This is a genomic window from Petroclostridium xylanilyticum (assembly GCF_002252565.1).
Lineage (GTDB): Bacteria > Bacillota > Clostridia > SK-Y3 > SK-Y3 > Petroclostridium > Petroclostridium xylanilyticum.
Genome location: NZ_NPML01000018.1, coordinates 318,781 through 338,301 on the forward strand (window position 1 = coordinate 318,781; position 19,521 = coordinate 338,301).

The 19,521-nt window shown below is 31.4% G+C and carries 15 protein-coding genes; 2 read left to right on the forward strand and 13 right to left on the reverse strand.

The features are described from left to right. Positions 1-10: 10 nt before the first annotated feature. The 13 genes from CIB29_RS11425 to CIB29_RS11485 all read right to left on the reverse strand — a co-directional run bounded on the left by CIB29_RS11425 (position 11) and on the right by CIB29_RS11485 (position 16,397). Entirely contained in the window at positions 11-4,156 is a 4,146-nt protein-coding gene (locus CIB29_RS11425; RefSeq protein ID WP_094549793.1) for a DUF6079 family protein, read from the reverse strand. 16 nt (positions 4,157-4,172) lie between these two features. Continuing rightward, entirely contained in the window at positions 4,173-4,631 is a 459-nt protein-coding gene (locus CIB29_RS11430; RefSeq protein WP_094549795.1) for a hypothetical protein, read from the reverse strand. Beyond that, positions 4,628-5,410, reverse strand: coding sequence for a hypothetical protein (locus tag CIB29_RS11435; protein WP_094549797.1), 783 nt, complete (start codon positions 5,408-5,410; stop codon positions 4,628-4,630). The genes CIB29_RS11430 and CIB29_RS11435 overlap by 4 nt, the downstream gene beginning before the upstream one ends. A 30-nt stretch (positions 5,411-5,440) precedes the next feature. Then, on the reverse strand, positions 5,441-8,620 hold the full coding sequence (locus tag CIB29_RS11440) for an Eco57I restriction-modification methylase domain-containing protein (RefSeq protein WP_094549799.1): 3,180 nt from the start codon (positions 8,618-8,620) through the stop codon (positions 5,441-5,443). Positions 8,621-8,635: 15 nt separating this feature from the next. Next, positions 8,636-9,247 carry a hypothetical protein gene (locus tag CIB29_RS11445; RefSeq protein WP_094549801.1) on the reverse strand — a complete coding sequence of 204 codons (612 nt, stop codon included), beginning with the start codon at positions 9,245-9,247 and terminating at the stop codon, positions 8,636-8,638. Positions 9,248-9,436: 189 nt separating this feature from the next. After that, the gene (locus tag CIB29_RS11450) at positions 9,437-10,732 is read right to left on the reverse strand and encodes a DUF4830 domain-containing protein (protein WP_242965175.1); all 1,296 of its coding nucleotides are present in this window, start codon (positions 10,730-10,732) and stop codon (positions 9,437-9,439) included. A gap of 95 nt (positions 10,733-10,827) precedes the next feature. After that, a complete protein-coding gene (locus CIB29_RS11455; RefSeq protein WP_094550077.1) occupies positions 10,828-11,199 on the reverse strand; it encodes an SHOCT domain-containing protein in 372 nt (123 codons plus the stop codon). 484 nt (positions 11,200-11,683) lie between these two features. Then, positions 11,684-12,208, reverse strand: coding sequence for a hypothetical protein (locus tag CIB29_RS11460; protein WP_094549805.1), 525 nt, complete (start codon positions 12,206-12,208; stop codon positions 11,684-11,686). A 645-nt stretch (positions 12,209-12,853) separates the two neighbouring features. Beyond that, positions 12,854-12,982 (reverse strand): hypothetical protein, encoded by a 129-nt coding sequence (locus tag CIB29_RS19465; protein WP_278335848.1) that lies wholly within the window; start codon positions 12,980-12,982, stop codon positions 12,854-12,856. Between the two features lie 629 nt (positions 12,983-13,611). After that, positions 13,612-14,679 carry a DNA sulfur modification protein DndB gene (locus tag CIB29_RS11470; RefSeq protein WP_094549809.1) on the reverse strand — a complete coding sequence of 356 codons (1,068 nt, stop codon included), beginning with the start codon at positions 14,677-14,679 and terminating at the stop codon, positions 13,612-13,614. 192 nt (positions 14,680-14,871) lie between these two features. Next, entirely contained in the window at positions 14,872-15,606 is a 735-nt protein-coding gene (locus tag CIB29_RS11475) for a M48 family metallopeptidase (protein WP_094549811.1), read from the reverse strand. A gap of 245 nt (positions 15,607-15,851) precedes the next feature. Next, positions 15,852-16,076, reverse strand: a complete 225-nt coding sequence (locus tag CIB29_RS11480) for a SymE family type I addiction module toxin (RefSeq protein WP_094549813.1) — start codon at positions 16,074-16,076, stop codon at positions 15,852-15,854. Between the two features lie 27 nt (positions 16,077-16,103). Next, positions 16,104-16,397, reverse strand: coding sequence for a stage V sporulation protein S (locus tag CIB29_RS11485; protein WP_094549815.1), 294 nt, complete (start codon positions 16,395-16,397; stop codon positions 16,104-16,106). 371 nt (positions 16,398-16,768) lie between these two features. Between CIB29_RS11485 and CIB29_RS11490 the strand changes: the two genes are divergently transcribed. Beyond that, positions 16,769-18,835, forward strand: a complete 2,067-nt coding sequence (locus CIB29_RS11490) for a CHC2 zinc finger domain-containing protein (protein ID WP_094549817.1) — start codon at positions 16,769-16,771, stop codon at positions 18,833-18,835. 99 nt (positions 18,836-18,934) lie between these two features. Then, positions 18,935-19,222 (forward strand): hypothetical protein, encoded by a 288-nt coding sequence (locus tag CIB29_RS11495; protein ID WP_094549818.1) that lies wholly within the window; start codon positions 18,935-18,937, stop codon positions 19,220-19,222. The last annotated feature ends 299 nt before the right edge of the window (positions 19,223-19,521 follow it).

Here is a 19,521-nt window from a genome sequence, read left to right on the forward strand (position 1 = left end):
CCACACAAGCCTATTTCAAATCAGTTAACTTAATGTAATGAGTATCACTAATTTCGTCACTGCCATTAATGTATTTAATAAACTTATCAATTAACTCGCCCTTTGGCATAGGCTTGTCCTTAAATATTTCAATAAATTTATTAATGTCCCTTATAACAATATCAACATTAACAGTTAACGCTTCATTTATAAAATCAATTACATCAGCATTTGCTCTGATAAATGCCTTATAATTTGAAACCTTATCTTCATCAAGAGGTATCATGTACATTTTTTCCACTTTCTCTATCATGTCCAGTTTCTTGCCTATTTGTTTCAAATAATTTATATGCTTATAAATTTTCTGTTTGTTAAATTCACTATTTAAGGCATCAATATATCCATTAATGGCATTAGATATTCCTTTTATAAATTTTGATTTATCTTCAACATACTTCTTTGAGCCTAATTTAAACCCGCAATCACAGGCTCCTTCTCCTTTTTCTAATATGGCTAAAGGTGACCTATGACACACTTTCTCTAATTCTCTATTTATATCATCTGTTATATTTATAAAATCATAATCCATATTAATGTTTTTAATTTGGCTTATCATGCCAAGGAATTTATAATTATCATCCTCAAATATAGATTCTAATTCTTTAAATTCAGGCTTTTCATTTTGCTCAAGATGCTCAATCACATATCGTTTGTTATATTCTTTTCTAAAATCCTCATAGGCCTTGATAACAACTTCACTCGTATTCATAAAAATGAAGTCGTCACCATTCTTTAATTTTTTTACAATGGCATTATAACTATCCTTTAAAGTTTTATAAGAATCCTCCTCTGGAATAAACAGATTTTCATTTTTTAACTCTATATTTATCTTACGGAGTTTTATTGGATAACTGTTAAATTCACCTGGGTTTATCCAGTTTAGAATACTTTGATAATCCTCATACAAAATCTCAATAACATCTCTCCCATCCTTCTTTTCAAGTAAGTGTTTATTGAACTCGCAAAAATATTCTAGTCCATCCTTTGAATTATTCTCTTCTGAAAGCGAATCCAGCATAATTGTAAATTGGTTTATTACCCCATAGGTTTTTTCAAAGTCACTTTCTTCAATTTGCATATTCTTAATAAATTCATGTAACTCTGATTTTATCTTCTCAATACTCTCAAGGGTCTTTTTCTTAAAATAAAGCATATCTTCCCATAATTCTTCCTGGGCTGCTAAATCTTCTTTTTCAAAGTTTCTATTTAAAAATAGTTTTGAAAACTTCATTAATCCTTCATAATACTTGCTATCTACAAACTGTCCTAATCTAAATTTTTGTACAGAACTATTTAAAGGCAATTTGATTTGACTTACGTTTAACCTTTCATCCCCTTTTATAGGAATCAAATAACCTTTTTTAATCATTAACGCAAAAATTATCTCTACTGTATTTTTATCTGGCCCAAAAGTTGATTTTCTAACCTTTTCATACAATTCTTTATAAGATATTTCGCCTTTTCTGTTTACTTCGTCAATAATGAATTTTATTAATTTATTGCTTTTGCTATCTAATGAATATTTAATATCATTACCAGCATAACTAACATCGCCGAATTTTTTGATTATATTACTGATTATTTTAGAATCTGTAGGAGTTAAGGATAACCTATCTTTATTACCAAATAAGAATTCTTTTATAAATTTATTACTGCTGACATCAGACAAATTTATATCCTCATCTGGCTTAATAAATTGATTATCCTTATAAACATCTTTTAATACTTTACTAACAGCAGCCTGAATGATTTTTGAAAAAGATTCCTTGCTATACGCAGTAATGTTTACATCTACTTTGCCATCTATATTATAGAATGCACCATTTAAATATAAGTTCTTTAAAATCTCTCTAACTTCATCTTCTTCCTTATAAATTATTTCTTCAACTTTTTCTTTTAATTGTAATGCATCAGGGGATGCAGATATTTCATATTCTCGCTTATAATCCTTTAATACTTCAAGATGGGCATAGTATTCCTTTAAAATTTTTAATTGTTCTTTGCCCTCTTCACTTTCAAGAATATCCGAAGGCAGCCAATAAAGAATACATTTCGTTATACGTTTCTCCAATTCTTTTGTATAACTATCTTTATGGTTTGCAAAAAGTGCAAACGTAATCTGACCGTCTTCACTTAAACCTTGCAATTCTTTATCAATCGTCCTTTTTTGTTCATCAATTTCAAAAAATGTTCCTATATTTATATAGTAATCTATTTCAGATTGCTTAAGATTATTAAGGGCACTCCTTACATTGTCTTTTGTTTCACTCCTTGTAAGATTATACACCTTAACAATTCCTTTTCTGCTGCTTTCGTTCCATTTTATGTTTAGTTCTGCAGGCTCTCTAAAAGAATTCAATAAAACAGGCTCTGCATTAAGTACATTCATTAAATCATCAACAATAGAATATACATTATTACCTTCAAGTTTATCCAATACTTTCTTTGTATCCTGTCGAATTTTTGAGCCTATTCCAAGGTCTTTATTGATGAAATAGATGTTTTCACTTTCACCTTTATCACTTTCTTGCTTTTCAATATATTTACCCTGCTCATAAATCTTTGAAAGGATTGCATCTACTTTTAATTCTGCAAATTCTCCCTTCATTTTGGGATACTGAATCATATTTGTAAGGTCTCTTACTGTATAATTCTGCTCCATATCATTAATTTTCAATATGGTCATTACATTAATCAATTTCACCGCAATTTCTTTGTCTTCCTGGTTATTACTAAAAATAACATCCAGTTGACCCTTTCCTCTTCCTTCTCCGCCCATAAAATAATTATAGATATCGTCAAAATAAATCCTTTTATCTGATAATTCTTTTATTCTATCTTTAAAGTGCTGCAAAATTCTGTCTGGGGTTACTAAGGTAAAACAATCTTCATCCAAAATACCCTTTATATTTCCACCTTCCTCGATGTTACCCCTAACTTGACTTAAAACAAAGTCAACAATAGACCTCTGCCTTGACAAAAAGCGTAGTGATTTTGATAATACCTCCAATGTTTCAGGATGTAGTGGATATATTTTCATAAACTTATTTTTATCAGCCTTCTTAAACGCATTGTATTTATCTTCAAGAGTATAAAATATTTCTTCTATCTTCTTTGGATTTTTTTTAATAATAAGCCTTTGGTCAATAATATCCTCAATGTCTTCCACTGTTAACTTGAACCTGTTCTCAGAAGGAAACCTATCCTTCATTAGGTCATAAACCCCTGGAACCCTTACTTCATTAACATCCTCTAAAAATGCTCCTACTATCCATGCTGGTATTATTTTATCTGTTTCTCTCTTTTCTGCATTTTCTAAAAATACTTTTAAGAAAAGTGCGTCATTTCTTGCATTAATACCCCTATCATGCAAATATTCAGATAACTCATCAATTAGAATAAGTACACCATCATACCCCTCTTCGTATAACCATTTAAAGAGGTAATCCTGTTTGTCTTTTCTTCCCCTATCTGGATTGAAAAATCTTATGTCATATTTTGTTATAAATCTTTTAATAATTTTAGTTAACGCTCTTCCCCCAAGATTAGCCTTCAAATCAGTCCAACTTGCAAACTTACCTTTAGAGTCAATTCTTGCAAATTCATCTACTTTCTCTTTATATCTTGTATTTGACACAACTGCCTCTTCAAATTGTTCTATGTAGTAACTTTCATCAGTAAATGGAAACCCTGAAATGTTTTCAGCGGTCCTAAAAAACATATCTTCAAGTGAAGTATTGGGTCCTCCTTCTTCTGCAATAATTGGAACTACAAAAATCTTTTTATTCCTGAAATGTTCCTTTGCATCGTCTATTGCTTTACTTTTATTTTTCATTAAATCGAAAAACTCATTATTACTCATTAGTAAGCCAAGAACAGACATGAAATGAGATTTACCGCATCCAGGAAGACCTGAAATCAAAAATCCATGTCCCCTGTCCTTGAAATGAGTAATTTTATAAAAAAGTCTGCTGATATTTTCTTCTACATTGTTTGTAATAACATATCCTCTTAATAAAGATTCAATCTTATATTTATCTGCACTTTTAGAAATATTCTCTGTCAATTTTACAATGGTATCTATCTTCGGAACTTCAACAATATCCCTAATTTTCATTATCCCCCATCCTCCTTCAAACAACCTCTACATAATCATAGGCTTTAACGGGCAGCATATGTTTATATTCATTGGGCACTACAACAATAACTGTATACTTTTTTAATGTTACCCTATCAAGAACCTTTATCCAGTCCGTATTTTTTTCGGATAATAAAAATTCTAGATGGTCAAGTACATATAAATTATTAGGGCTGTCTACAAATTTCTCATTTACAAGTTTTTCAAAAAAGTCTTGTGCATCCTCCAAAAACTCTTCTGGATATATTTCATATGTAGATATGGGTCCTTCCAATATCTTCTGTTGTAAATATAACCCAACATCAATATAGTACTTACTATATTCATCTCTATATCTAGTTTTAAGAAAATCTATTGCTGCTCGTGTTTTCCCACTCATATGTTCACCAAATAAAAACAATAACTTTCTTTTATCCATACTTCTTATTTTCTTTTCAATTTCTTCTTGAATCATTTAACCACCTTCTCAACTAACTGTTCAAGGCTATCATATTTAAATTGATATTGGGAATTATCTCCCATTACATAGTTTTCAATATACCCTTCATCCATCATCCATTTTAAATATTTCTTAATCAAAGGTTCACTCATCAAAAAATATTTAAATACATCTGCATTTAAAATTACATCTGCTCTCGGCATCTTATTATCTTTAATTTTTCTAAACTCATAGTATAAACAAAAAACAAGCGCCTCGTTAGTAGGTCTAATATTCCAATTCAATCTATACCTTTTTGCACTTGAAACTTTATCGCTAACTGCATTTAAAATTCCAAAATCCTTTAGTATGTTAACAACAACATTAAAAGTTTTTTCAACTGAACTCTCTTTTGCATCAGGCATTTTTAATCTAAAATACTCAAGTAAATCCTTGCTTGATATCTCGTCCTTCAAATCCCCTTTAGCAAATGATTTTACACAATCACCAACACAAGTATGCTTTGTACAGGTAACATAATAAAGGACTTCTTTTTTAGACTGGTAATTGGTTATTTCATTTATATACTTCAGTAAAGGAGTATAAATTATATCGTTTCCTTCAGTTTCAATAAAACGCTCAAAAAATCTTCTTCTATACTTCAGTGATGCCTTTTCTCCAAAGGGCATCACTGATTCAACATACTGCCTTACTAACTCTTTATTTCTATTATGCTCTATATATCTTATGCAATCTAATGTTGTTTCTACTGGCACCTTCTCTGATAAAGGCAAAAACTTCTGTAAACCATTCATCTTTATCACCTTCAATTCTACATAGGTAAACTATCTTCTAAAAGCCTTCTTAATTTGACTGTTAAAAATCTCTATATAATCTTCTTTATCTTTAATATTAAGTCCTTCAAATAATTTCAATATATCTCTCGCTTTTTTCTCGTTTGGATTTACTTCTGTATATTCCTTAATGGCATCAATAAAATATTCTTTATGAATTTCATCATCCCATTCAGATAAACCATAATAATTGCTGTCATAGTATTTTACAAGGTCTTTTGGTTCTTTATCTGCATTTTTATTTTTAATATAACTATTCCATGTATCAGCAAATTCGTTTAGTGCTTCTTTCACTATGTCTTTTGATTTTTTAGTAGGATTATCTTTTCTCATAATGTTTATAAGTTCTTCAAAATTATGTAGTTTCTCTTTAAGAGTATTTCTAATATCATCAAGGCTAATATATTTCTTCTTACTTTTCAATATTTCAATTGCTTCGTCTTTTAAATACTCATTAACAACAGTATATAACTCTGAAAGATTATAAAATTTCCAAGGTTCATTTCCTCCATAGAGTCTTGCATAGTTTTCACGCAGCAAAGAAACAGTAACGAATTCGTAACCATATTTTTCTGCAATTTCCTGTAAAGACTTGTTATTTATAATATGCTCTGTTATAAATTCGCTTGGCGTTAACTCATTCATAATATCTCTTAACGCCATATTAACTATCTCTTCTTCATTAACTACACCTCTATTTTTTCTTATTTCATATCTATAAGTTTCTTCTTTTATACCATAATTATTGTTCCTTAAATCTTTTTCAATCTCATATATTTCTTCATACCCTAACCCATACATATAATAAATTCGCCTATTTATTTCATTTACACATTTTTCAATTTCCCTTTCTAATCTTGCCCTGTTTTTTATTTGGTGGAAAATGTCATCAATTTTTGTATTTATTAAGCAAATTTTCTCTTTTTTTAATTTTTTTATATTATTCATTATAGTTTTTGTACACTGTGATATCTTATTTTCTTTGTCGTCCAAAATAATAGGTAGCCTCCCTACATAATGGCCATCCATATCCATGTTTAATGAAGAATTATTAAATATAAAATATTTTAGATAATATGTAAGTAAGTTCGAATTAATTAATCCTATCATATAAAATAAATCAACTTTTATTCCTTTATCAAAGACTAAATTAGTTATAGTATCATAAGTAATGTCTTTATTATCTAGAATTGCTCCTATGATTCTAACTTTCGAGGATACTAATCTTTGTATACCAATCCTGTCGCTCATTTGCCTTAATATTTGATTTCTGTAACTATTTAGTTGTTTATGGTTTATATCAATGTAAACGGAATCTCGAATATAATATCTTTCGATGTTTCTCCCGCCTAAAATCCTATATTGATGTTTATCATCACAAGATAAAGATATAACTTCTATTTTACTTTGAATTGGTGCTCCTCTAAAAATGCTACATATTCTCTCTAATGGTAGAATCTCTTTATTGTTTTTAATAGAATTAAAAATGTTAATATTTTTATCATTTAAATACATATGCAATATATCTTTCTGTAAATATTCTTCTTTCACTAAATGGAAGTTTTCAAAGTTATCCATTCTATAATTAAGTCTTGTATATATCATTGTATCTGTTTTTTCATTACTTTTTTTTATTAAAAAGATAGTTTGTTCTCCACCTACATCATCAAAAGCAATCCCAACATCACATAGTGACTTAATATGATATTTAATTATTTCTTCTCTTATAGGTTTGTACGATTTTACCCAAGTAGTCACTTTGGGTATTATATATCCCAAACTTCCTAAATCTTTTAATCGTTTTAATCCTATGTATACAAAAATTGATGAAATATTTAATACACCATCCCTTAAAAAATCATACTGTCTCGATTTTTCTTTACTAATATTAAAATATGGTGGATTCCCAACTACATAATCATATTTTTTAGCCCAAAATTCACAAAGCCTTACTAACTCCTCTGCCTTATCCCTACTCAAAGTATCTTGTCTGTGTATTCCAGCCATATCTTTATAATTTATTGTAAAATAAAGACTATGATTTTCTAACTGTTGTTTTAAATCCTGCCAATCATAATCCTCTTCCCATTTAATCAAACTGTCGCATTCCATGATGTTCAATTCATCTGTAAAATTTTCAAGGTCTTTTAGCAGCAGATTAATAGTAGTCAACTGAACAGCAAAACTATCTATGTCCGCTCCAAAAATACAGTGCTTTAGAATGTGATAATGAATTCTATCCTTTACCCAGTATTCCTTACCCTTCATATTTTCATTTTTATATATATAATCTACATCAGCATATTTTTCTCTTAACCTATCTATGTTTTCTTCAAACTTCTTTTTCAATATATCATATGCCATAATCAGGAAATGTCCGCTGCCGCATGCAGGGTCTAAAACAGAAACAAAAGGATTTTCAACTACATCTGCTTCTGCAACCGTATTATTTAAAATATATTCAATAACAAAATCTGGAGTATAAAACTGTCCAATTGCTTTACGGGTTTCCCTGTCCATGAATTTTTCATAAACGTCACCAAGTATATTCCCTTCTGCAGGAACATTAAAGTCAAATTTCGATGTATCAAGTTTTTCAATAATTTTAGCAACATTTTCCTCATAACTATAAATTGGTGTTTTTTTATATTCCTTGCTATCCAGTATAAACTTTAGTTCAAGTTCCTGTTTAGTAGGATTTAATTTCTCATATTTATCCTCTTTAAAAAGAGCAATATTTTTAAAGGATTCTTTCATATCAGCAAAAGCAAACTTTAGCAGTTCCCCAAAAGTATAATTGGAAATCAGGCTTATCCACTTATCTCTGCCCCTTGCAGATAATTTCTTCCCTATGTTAGGGTCTTTTGGCTCTCCCATAATAAAATCTTCTTCAGGATTAAACATAAATCCTTTATCTTCACATATCCTTATAAACAAAACCTTGTTTATAAGCGTATAAGAAGTCCTATGGCAAAAATTCTCATTCCACTTATCTTTATCATCCTTACCTATACCATTTTCTCTATACTCTTTTTCAATGAAATTTCTAAAATCTTCATTATTATCATATTTATATGCAAAAAGTTCCCTATATACGGAAACCATATTTTTATGAATCTGTTTTAATTCGTCTATTAAAGCATCCTTATTAAATATAACTGCTTCTTCCACTTAAGTTCTACCTCCTTACCGTATCCCAAGATTATTCAATAAAAAGTCAATTGCAGGTGAAGGTAATAAATACTTCTGGAGGTTCTCCCTCTCTTCAGAAGGATATATCTTTTCTACAACAGTGATAGCCGTATTGGGGTTCATAGTTTTAAAATCATAATCCTTTAATAATTCCAAATAGTTTTTCTCTCTATTCTGTGAAGGATTGAAAATGCTTTTTAACCTTGAATAATAATCATCGTATGCAGTCTCTGCAAACGCCTTTCCTATTCCTTTTTCCCGTCTTAAATCATCACATGCAAATTGAAATAATTTTACATAGTCATTTCTGAAGTTTTTGCTCATCTCTCTCCATTTTGATATACCTTCAGCATTAAGTTTAGAATTAATTTTAAGATTTGTATCCTCAATTAAACGAATCAAAATATACTTAAAAACAATATGTACAGCAACCTTCAATTCTATATACCCTTTTATCTTGTCCTTACTAACTTTTCCACGATATTCCTTAAGAAATAAAGTCTCTTCTGCGCTACCTGTTATTGCACCCCTGATAGATTTTAAAATATCTCCTTTAAAATTAGTTAAAATTTCTATAAATTTATCTTTATTAGCACTAATATCCATAAAAACACCCCTGCTCATAAATCAATTATATAAAAATTGAGATTCAACCTTGCCTATATTCCTTATCAACTCTTATTACTATTTCTTTTAATAATATTCGACAATTGTAATTAAAATCCTTTTAAATTTGATATAAAAAGCAAAAGCGCACACTATTAAAGCATGTGCTTTATATCACATACTCCCTAATCACGGTCCCGTACCAACACCGTCAATCCTCCAGCCGCTTTTTTCAGATTCTTTCTTCAATATAACAAATCTTGGCCAGATTCCATCATCTGCTGTTATTAGTTTCTTGAAATCAAAATCAACTTTAACCTGATACTCCAACACCCCTGGTTCATTGTGAAATCCCTTTAACTCTTTTATCTCCAACAATTTTGCGCTATTAATGTTGTAGTCAATTTTATCCTCGTCCTTATTGAAAAGGTATTGGTTATCCATATTAGTTGATAAGTGCTGTGATAGATTTTTCCTCATCATACAGGCCCATACCATTTTTATGTCGTGTTTGTCTAATGCCTTGAAATACTCTCTAATAATATCCTCCGGCTCCATTTTGGACAACTTGATTTCCAATTCATCCTCATAATCGATATAATCTGCAATCCATCCATCCCATTCCTTACCCGTAATATCTTTTAAACTCTTTCTATCGAGAGAACATGCAAAAGAATCATGCCTTCCAGCATCGATATATGCTCCAATAATCTGGTCATTATATTTAAGAACAATACCTCTTGCATCTCTTCTTGGTTTCATAAACTCGGGAAGCGATTCCCTCAGCCTGTAAATCTCTACTACTACATCTTTTCCAAGATACTCAGTAAAATCAAAACCTATTTGCTTGGGTAGTTCATTATTATAAGCCCAGTATATCTTTACTGGGTATTCTCCTGCCTTATGTTTAACACTTTCAGGCAATTTCTCCTTTAAAGTGTTTATTCTATAGTCAACAGTCCAGTTATACTTGCCAAATAGTTGTATTACCTGATGTTCAATATTCGTATCAGGATTTGTATACTCATTTAAATCCGCAATATATCTAAAGAAACTGTAGTCAGGCTCAACCTTTTCCCCATCTTTCTCTATGTACCCTATCTCATAGAGAGTATCATATGCAAATGTAATCTCTTTTTCTCTGCCATCTGCTCCTGTAATAATCAACTTATTATTTTTACGGGCCATTCCACTCATTTTGCTTATTTTGGATTGGTCCGTCAATGGTTTGCTTTCCTCTATCATGGATATGATATCATGTATCATTTTATTGTCTGTAATGGATATAGGTTTTACCTCATTCCAGTAAGGTCCATTTGTATCAAGGATAAGTTCAATCTTTGTAATATCCTTAGTCCTGTCAGCAGTTCCATGCTCCTCGTTTCTAACTTTATCTTTTTGTGTCTCTTGCTCTAAAGAAATTTGACTGTTTTGCACTGTATTACAGCCTGTCGAAAAAACTATTATTGTTGTCAATAAAAGCATCAAACATCTCCTGTACAACTTATACACCTCGCTATTTCAGCAAATCCGCATTATCAATCCATGAAACAGAATCCAGCACCTACAACCTTATTTCTCTACCACTTTTCCCGTAAAATCTCTTCACGCTTCTTCTGAAATTCTTCTTCAGTAATCAGACCATCTTCTTTTAGCCTGTTCAGTTTTCTAAGCCTCGTTTCAAAATCACCACTTACAGATATTGACTGATTTTTCATCTCTGCATTTGCGCCAGTGTCAATGTCTATCTCCCATGACGCAACACCTTTGTCACCAAAAAAGTTATAGGCTTGAAACCCTGTTATACCAACTGCAATCAGTGTCCAGAATACACCAAACATACCTGCACTGGGAATTGCTACAAATAACCCAATAAACACAAAAACAATACCTACTATCATACCAAACAATGATGCTGGCTTACTTGGTTTAACCCTTATTCCTCTTGGCATAAAACCAACTCCCTTAAAATAATCGATTTTTCCAATTAACATATACATGTAATATCGGCCTTTTCTCCATTTTGATTCTCGGTTTTATTATCTACAATACATTTTACACCAATCTTTCCTGTAACTGAACTATAATCTGACCATTCAAGTCAAATTATTCAGGCTGAAGCCATTATATCATTCAGATAATGAATATATTAATAATAGGCAAATATCTACTGCCGATACTACTATCCTTTATCACCATTTAGACTATCTACACTAATTTTATTCGATAATTATAAGCAGGAATCCTTTTACATTCCTAAAATTCTCCATAAATGAAGTACATACCAGTTAAGGTATGCACTTTGTCTCTTAACCAAATTAAGTTATCACGGTGAAAATAATCATCTATCTAATTATACCCTATCATCCTCAAGAACAGCAAATATATCACTAAGACAATCATCTTCTTTGCTCAGGTAGTCTATTACTTAAAACTTTAACCTTGTATTATAGACCCCTTATACCTTTTTGCCTCTTTTTCTGTCAGAATATAGATATTATCAAAATTAGCAATGTATTTATAACTTTCATTGTAATAGTGTAAAAAGTCATTTACTTCAGTTTCATCAGAAATTATTGCAGAATACGTACACTTACATTCATCAAAATTATAACCAAATACTTGAATATGTTTTATAAAAATAGGCTCATATCCTTGATTTATTAACATTTCATAAAGTTCGTCCTCTATATCCTTTCTTAACCATTCTTTTGCAGTAATATGGTCCCATGCACTATCTCCATCTGTTGAAATAGAGACTTGTCCAATTATTTCACCATTAATTGAATCAGTTTCTTCTGCAGTGGTGAAATCTAACTTTTTTGCAAAGCAATCTAACTCATTCCAGTAAAATATCAATGTCGTTTCGTAGATATAATTACCAAAACTATCCATCCGAACTACCTTTTCGAAAATTTCTTTTATTAAATATGGAATATGAATTTTAATTTGTTTCTTCATTTGATTTCCTCCTGTTCTTAACCTATTATTTTATACTTTATTACTTCTCATAAGAGAATTACAATTAAGTAACTCTCTTATAAGAATAAATTAATTTACTCTTTGTCTTCATAACGTATAAGATACTCACCTGTGATATAGGTGCTATTTCGTTAAAATATCCTATCAGGATTTAAAATCATATATATGTTTATATCCCGCTCTCGTAAAACCCAGCGAATTTTATAAATAACTAGTTAACTTCGGGCTCAACTTTTCTGTTTCGAAATGCCGTAAAAGACCTTCCTTGTTTAATATGAATCTTCTATCTACACCCTTTGGGCGTCTGGCTGTTCTACGGGATATTTCAATATCTCTTATTTTTCCGCTTGCATTGAAAGATATCGTTATATAAGTTGAAACTCCACTTGCTTTATAACTAATAGCCACTCCTATAGATTCTCCATACGTAAGAAATTTGTACATCCACCTTGAGAATTTTTCTACTTCTTCTACAATTTCATAGATTTCCTCTATAGTATAAGTCCTTGCGTAACATCCCTTTTGAACTGCATTAAGTTTGGCTTCAATTCGAGCCTATTCATTTTTATCAATCATAGCAAATCCACCTTTGTTTCTTATTACCTATCTATCTGTCCACTTTTCTCATTTTTTCTTATATAATTTGTTATGAATAAGTTTTGTAATCACATATTTTGTTTTCAGAAGAAACATTTTGCTGAATGCTACCTTCTGTTTTTTTCTTTTATTTGGACTTCTTGCCCTACTTTCCATAGAAACTCACCCCCTCAAAATTATCCTCTATTTTTAGTTTAACACCATTTTTTTGCCATCAAATGCAATTTAGAATTTTTTAATTTTTTTTGCAGAATTTTTTATTTATTTTCTTTGCTTACTCCTTCATGCCTTTTCCCCCTACTCCTTAATTCCTTTTTAACTCTTCTATTTATAAGCATAACACATGAAAATAAGAAAACTCTGATTTTCTATAGGACTTTAGTCCCATTTTTTATATTTTTTAAAAAATTTTTTGTCTTTTACCTTGTAGCCATCCTGCCTGTAATTGGAAATAAAAAAACTGCCTACTTTCTTAATTGTAGACAGTTTAATAAGAGGAGCATAAATGATGAAACCAGTTCTTTACTGAAGCATTTTATATACAATTAGTTATTCACGTCAAGTATATTTTTACTCTACACTTTTATCTTAATCTCTTACCCTTTACCCTATAGTTAGGTCAAAGGCTTATGGATTAAGGAGTTTGGTGAATTTTAATGTGACAAAAATATAACCATGCATTAAATATCAACCTTATAACTAATTCCTTAACCCTCCTCTCTAACCAAAAAGGCTGACAGATTAGTATACTACAACTACCCGTCAGCCTAGTTAAATAATGTTAATTATTCAGTCTTTTCGTTTAACAGTTTTTTAAACATTCTTTCTATCTTGTTTTTAAACTTCTGCCTGCTTTCACTGGTGTTAATAATAGAATATCCTCTTTCCTTTCCACCCTTTATCACTTCACCGTACCATACTTTAGAGGATTTTAGCAGGTCAAGTTCATTTATAAGGGGCAGATACTCCTTCCAATTTTCCTTTTCCCTTAGAACTTTGCTTATCGCCACATACCCGTAGAACATGAAGTTTTCCCCTAATAGCGATGTTTCCTTACTTTTCGCCCTCTTTTCGTAGTTATGAAGTTCAGGTATAATGTTTATCAGTTCATTGAAAAACTCTGCAAGGTATTTAGATAATTCCATCGCCTGAACCCTTGTCTCTAAATCCTCATACACTAATTGTATAGCATTTACCAAAGTTGCAAATGTAACAATATGCTTTTCGTCCTTTTTAGGTATTGAATTTCTTACCACTTCCACCCTACCAGCCAGGTCGCTACTTTTCATAAGTTCCCTGACAATAATGTTTGCAAGTCCTGACCGATTGAAATACTCGGCACGACTGGAACTAATTTTAAGCCCTTGGGAGAATTGATGAAATTGCTGCTGGGCAGTCTGCACATCATAATTGGTGATTTTTACAGGGAATTTAAGTTCAGTTAAATCAAAGGCTGTATTCCCTTTTTCGTTTCCTTCGAGAATCATGGCCAAAGCCCTGATTCTGTGCTGTCCATCGGAGATATTTATTTCACCGTCTACAGTAAGGTTCCCCTCCTCATCAAGTTCGACTTTTTCATTGCCATCTTCAAGCACATTTAATGTAATCATATCTGTGAAATATTGGCCTGACAGCATAGAAGTATAGATTTTTTTCACATTGGCTTTGCTGTACACAGCAACCTCAGTTTCCGTATTGTCCTTTCCCCTTTTAACCTTTGTTCCTCTCTGAATCTCTGGGTTATATGTTATTATCCCATCCCTCCACATCTGCGCTAATTCCTGGCCATCAATAACAGTTTGATATTCCTTCTCACCTATCTGACTCACGTTCCTGAACACGTATTCCGACATATGTACTTTTCCTCCCTTGTTGTTTTTTACATTTATAATAATACAGCAAACTTTTCCAATACTAAAATTATGGACAATATTTTCTGGTTGTATTCTATCAGATATAGGTTTAAGGGACAAGGGAAAAGTTGATTGTGAATCTGTAAAACTTATCTTAAATTCCTTAATCCTTTTACCCTTAACCCTGTAAAACTATATTCCCAATCTATTTCCGTTTACTTTCAGCCACTCTCTGCCCTCAGTATAGTTTGGCAGGATAGACACTACAAGATTCCAGAAGTCCTTTGAATGGTTCATAATCCTTAGGTGGCACAATTCGTGTACAACTACATAATCAATTATATCAATAGGTGCCATGACCAACCTCCAGTTTAAGTTTATATTTCCCTTTTTGCTGCAACTCCCCCATCTGGTTTTCTGGTCTTTAATCACCACTTTGCAGGGAGCCACTTTGAGTTGCAAAGAATACTTTTCAATTCTTTCTTTAACAATTTCAGCAAAACGCTGCCTGTACCATTTTATTAATGCTTCTTTTATTGCCTGTTTCCTGCTTTCCTCTGACATTCCCTGAGATATGTAAACTACCACAGTATCTTCCTGCATAAGTACTTCAACCTTGCCTAAATCCCTTTCCACTATTTCAAGGGTATACTCTTTACCAAGATACGGAAATTTCTCCCTACTTACAAATTCCCTGCATACCGTATTTGCCTTCCTTTCTCTTACTTCATTTACTTTTTTGACAATCCAGTCTGCTTTTTTCTGTACTACTTCGCAAATTTGTTTTTCGTTGATGCGTAAAGGAGCGGATACCTTTACCTCACCGTTCATATCAATAGTTATCCCTATTGTTTTCCGCTTGGTTTTAACTACAGTATAAGTAATTTTGTTATTGCTAGTTTCAACAAAATATTCTTTATTCTTCATATTTTATCATCTAATTATAGTTTCGAACATCAAATACAGTTAAACATTAATACTTTAATAGTATCATAGCAAAACTTAAAAATGAAGAGAAAAATCACTGCTTTATAGTTAAAGCAGTGATAAAAGAATACAAGTAATATCTCAAAATGCAATAAATTTAATCTTACAAATGTTAAGTATAAGGTTATAGCGTACTTCCCATAAATCGAGGCAGGTATTAACCTGCTCCGTTACGTATTATATATTTAACAACTCTTTTTAAAGACCTTATTATTATCCTTTTTAACTAAACTAACGTTATTTTTAGCAGAAGCAATCCTAATTACTAAAACTCCATTTTTTGCTAAAACAACTATCTTCTTCCCTATTTCAAACCCAAGTTCCTTAAGCCATTTGCCTTGCAGCCTTATCTGAGGTACTTCCTTATCTCCTGTATAACTATAATAAACACTTAGAATACGTTTTTGCATTTTAACACCTCTGTAGTTGCTGCAAGATTAAATGCTTTTTTCCTTAGCAATCAATGTCCATCGAATGGCAGTCTTACTAATTGGCTGTATATCATTTCCTGTTGTGTTTACTTTAATGTAATACGGCCTCAAATTAAACCTATACCCTTTATTCACCAGAGATTCAAGCGCCTGTATAATGGCTTTTACTGTCGTATATGTTGCCTTTACACCTATAGCATCAATATGGACAATGCCATCCTCAACTACGTATTTATTAATTGTATCAGCAATAGCGTTAATATTACCATTTCCTGAAACCTTTAATACCTGTATATCCATGCCTTATATGCCTCCTTACTTTATTTGTAAGGCATATTAAGGATTGAATATAAGGCATTTCAAGTATTAATTTTCATTCTTCATTACTTCAGTTCAAAACAAGAATTGAACCAAAACTAAAATTGATTAGAATATTTCATTAATACTTCATACTTCATTAACTTCAAGGCGTCTCTCAATGTTTCGCAAAGTTTTCTTGAACTGAAGTACCTTGAAGTATTAATAACATATTAACCATATTTTTAAGTTTGTCAAATTTTTAGGCTTTATTTTTTTGTTACATTTTTGTTACAAAATAAAGTTCTTCTTGAAATGCACTGATTTATGGCTATAATACGTTCATTAAAAATTACGGAACGGAGGAATAGCCTATGAACAGCAGTTTAGATAACATCATTACCAAAAAGACATCTCACGATGTTGGTGTTTTAATATTTCAATACCTAAATGATATTGAACCTCTAATCCAGCAGTCTCTCACTGCCGCAAAATTGAAAGACTTCTACGGGCTTAAAGGAAAGTATAACAAAGGACGTTTTGTCTGTCCGTTTCACCCCGGGGCAGATAACCCTACCTCTTTATCTTTAAATGACAACAAACGGAACTTTCACTGCAACGCCTGCGGTAAAAGCGGTACATACCTTGAATTTATCATGTATATGCAAAATTTCTCAGGTAGGAACAGCCTCAATGAAGCAAAAATTTTTGCCGCAAACAACTTTGCTGGCCTGAATCTAGGATTCAACTCAATCGCTGATTTTGAGCAGAAGTTAAAAGATAAAATACTGGAACGCTATCATAAAACAAATAGCCTTAGATATACCGACTACTGTAATATCTGGCTGCTTCCTGAAAGATATTTTTCTAATGCAGCAGAATCACAAGGCCGCCAAATCCAAAGGGAAGAAGAACAAATAAAGCCTTCTTCCAAGGTTTGTCCTTCCAATTCTACAAACAAGCCCGGTTTTATACTGGAAGCACTGAACCTTGAAATGACCATTAGGCATCATAAAGCCCAGAATATAATTGACAATGGGATTACTGATTATGATAAAGCAATTCAGGATGCTAAAAACAGTAAACTGATTAACGACTTTACTCAAAATGCAGATAAATTAAATTCTGTCGATAAACTCTCTGATTTTATGAGTAAGAAATATAATATAGACATAGATACTGCTTTGAGATATGGACTTATCTATTTTGATAAGGCTAGCCAGAAGCAACTCTACTACAGTGATTTCTTTATGCTGAATAACAGAGTCCTGTTTCCCGTTCGAGACCATGAAACTGGCATAGTTGTCGGGTACCAGTGCCGACAAACAGATTTAAATGCTCCAAAACAGTACAAATACCTTAACGTGACCGATTATCAGGATAACTTGACAGCAAATAAAAACGGAACGGCTTTTAGAAATTTTGTTCCGTTTAAACCTGGAAACTTCCTTTTTAACCTTTACGAACTGAAGAATAAATGCATTAATGCATTATGGATTACAGAAGGCATTGCAGATGCAATAAAACTTTCCTGCATGGGATATGACGCTGTTTCTCCAGGGCAGGCAAACTTAACCGACTTTCAAATATATTTAATTGATAAATACTTCGGCAGAGATGTGGCTGTTAACCTGTTCTTTGATAATGATGAACATAAAGTTGGACAAAGCAAAAGCATTGCAGCCGCCTACCGCCTTTGGCAGTTTGGTTTCAGGAATATTAGAATTATAAGCACCTTTAAAGAACTGGGAAAAGATATTACCGATTGTTCCGTTAAACTGCGTGATGATAACATTCTAAGGCTTTTAATTAGCCTATGGGAAAAACAAGCCTATTCATTTACCCCTGCAAGTAATGAAGATTTAAATGCTCTATTAAAAACAGGCCTATATACTGAAAGTGATATTCTATCCATAAACCCAAGAAACATTAAACAAGTAATCGGTTTTGCTGAAGCACTTGTTAAGCATATAGATTTAAAGGATATGAATTATAAGCAACTTGCAGTATTAAAGAAATTATGCTGCTTTAGAGAAGAAGAAATAAAAATTCTCTTTAACCTTTCTACAAAAGATTATCATGACATGCAGGATACTGATGAAACAGAGAATGCCGTAAAAGAAAACAACAATACTAATACAGACAGTACTCAAGAAGAAAGAAATATAGAAGAAAACCTAATCAACATTTCTAAAGCACAACTGTTTCACCTTAAAAAGAGATTTGATTTAGATTTAATTCAAAAAATAGACAGTAAATGTTCGAAAAAACAGATTGCGGCTATTGTAGGCAATATAATAAAAAATAAAGATTTTGATGTATGGGATTATATCCCTAAAAATGAAAGTTACCATTCTTCAACTGGTATAGCCCCTATCACCGATATACTGGATGATGGCAACTTCACCCCTGTATATGACGATGTCAGTATTCCTTTTTAATATGCCATAGTTCTAAAAATTATTTTTATACAAAAAAACTTGACTTTACAAACCATAATTCTGTATCCTGTTTAAAATCAAATGAAAGGACGTGGTTATATGAAAGCCAAGAATTTAAAACAAGAAATTAAGAATATCCTTTCTGCAATAGACAAGAACTTTGGTAAAGACTCAAGGGAATACCAGGATGCCGAATATTACCTTGACATACTTGAAACTGTTTACCATTATAACTACAACGACGGGATAGACTTGCTGAATGAGTTAAAGCAATTGCTAAGCAACTTATCAGATAAAATGCCCGAACTGGCACCTGAAAGGTTCTCACAGCAATATCCAGATGTAAGTGAGATGATAAAATATCTAGAAGAATGGTTACCTGATTAATATTTTTTAAAGGCTTTCAGTTTTTGCTGGAAAGCCTTTTTTATTTTTTTATAAGATTCAATGGGTAAGAAAAAATAATGCTCATATTATTTATGATTAAACCTAGTTTCTCTTCACTCTAATCTAAAATTGCTCTTTACCTGTTCAAACTATGTTTTTAGAATCACTTTTTTGCTCGTTAAATCTTTAAAATCGTTTCTAAACCCTTTACCTGTTTAAAACTATGCATTTGCTCTGTTTTTTATAGAAAAAGAATGATTTCTAATAATTTATCTTACTTATTTTCTTATAAGGAAAAC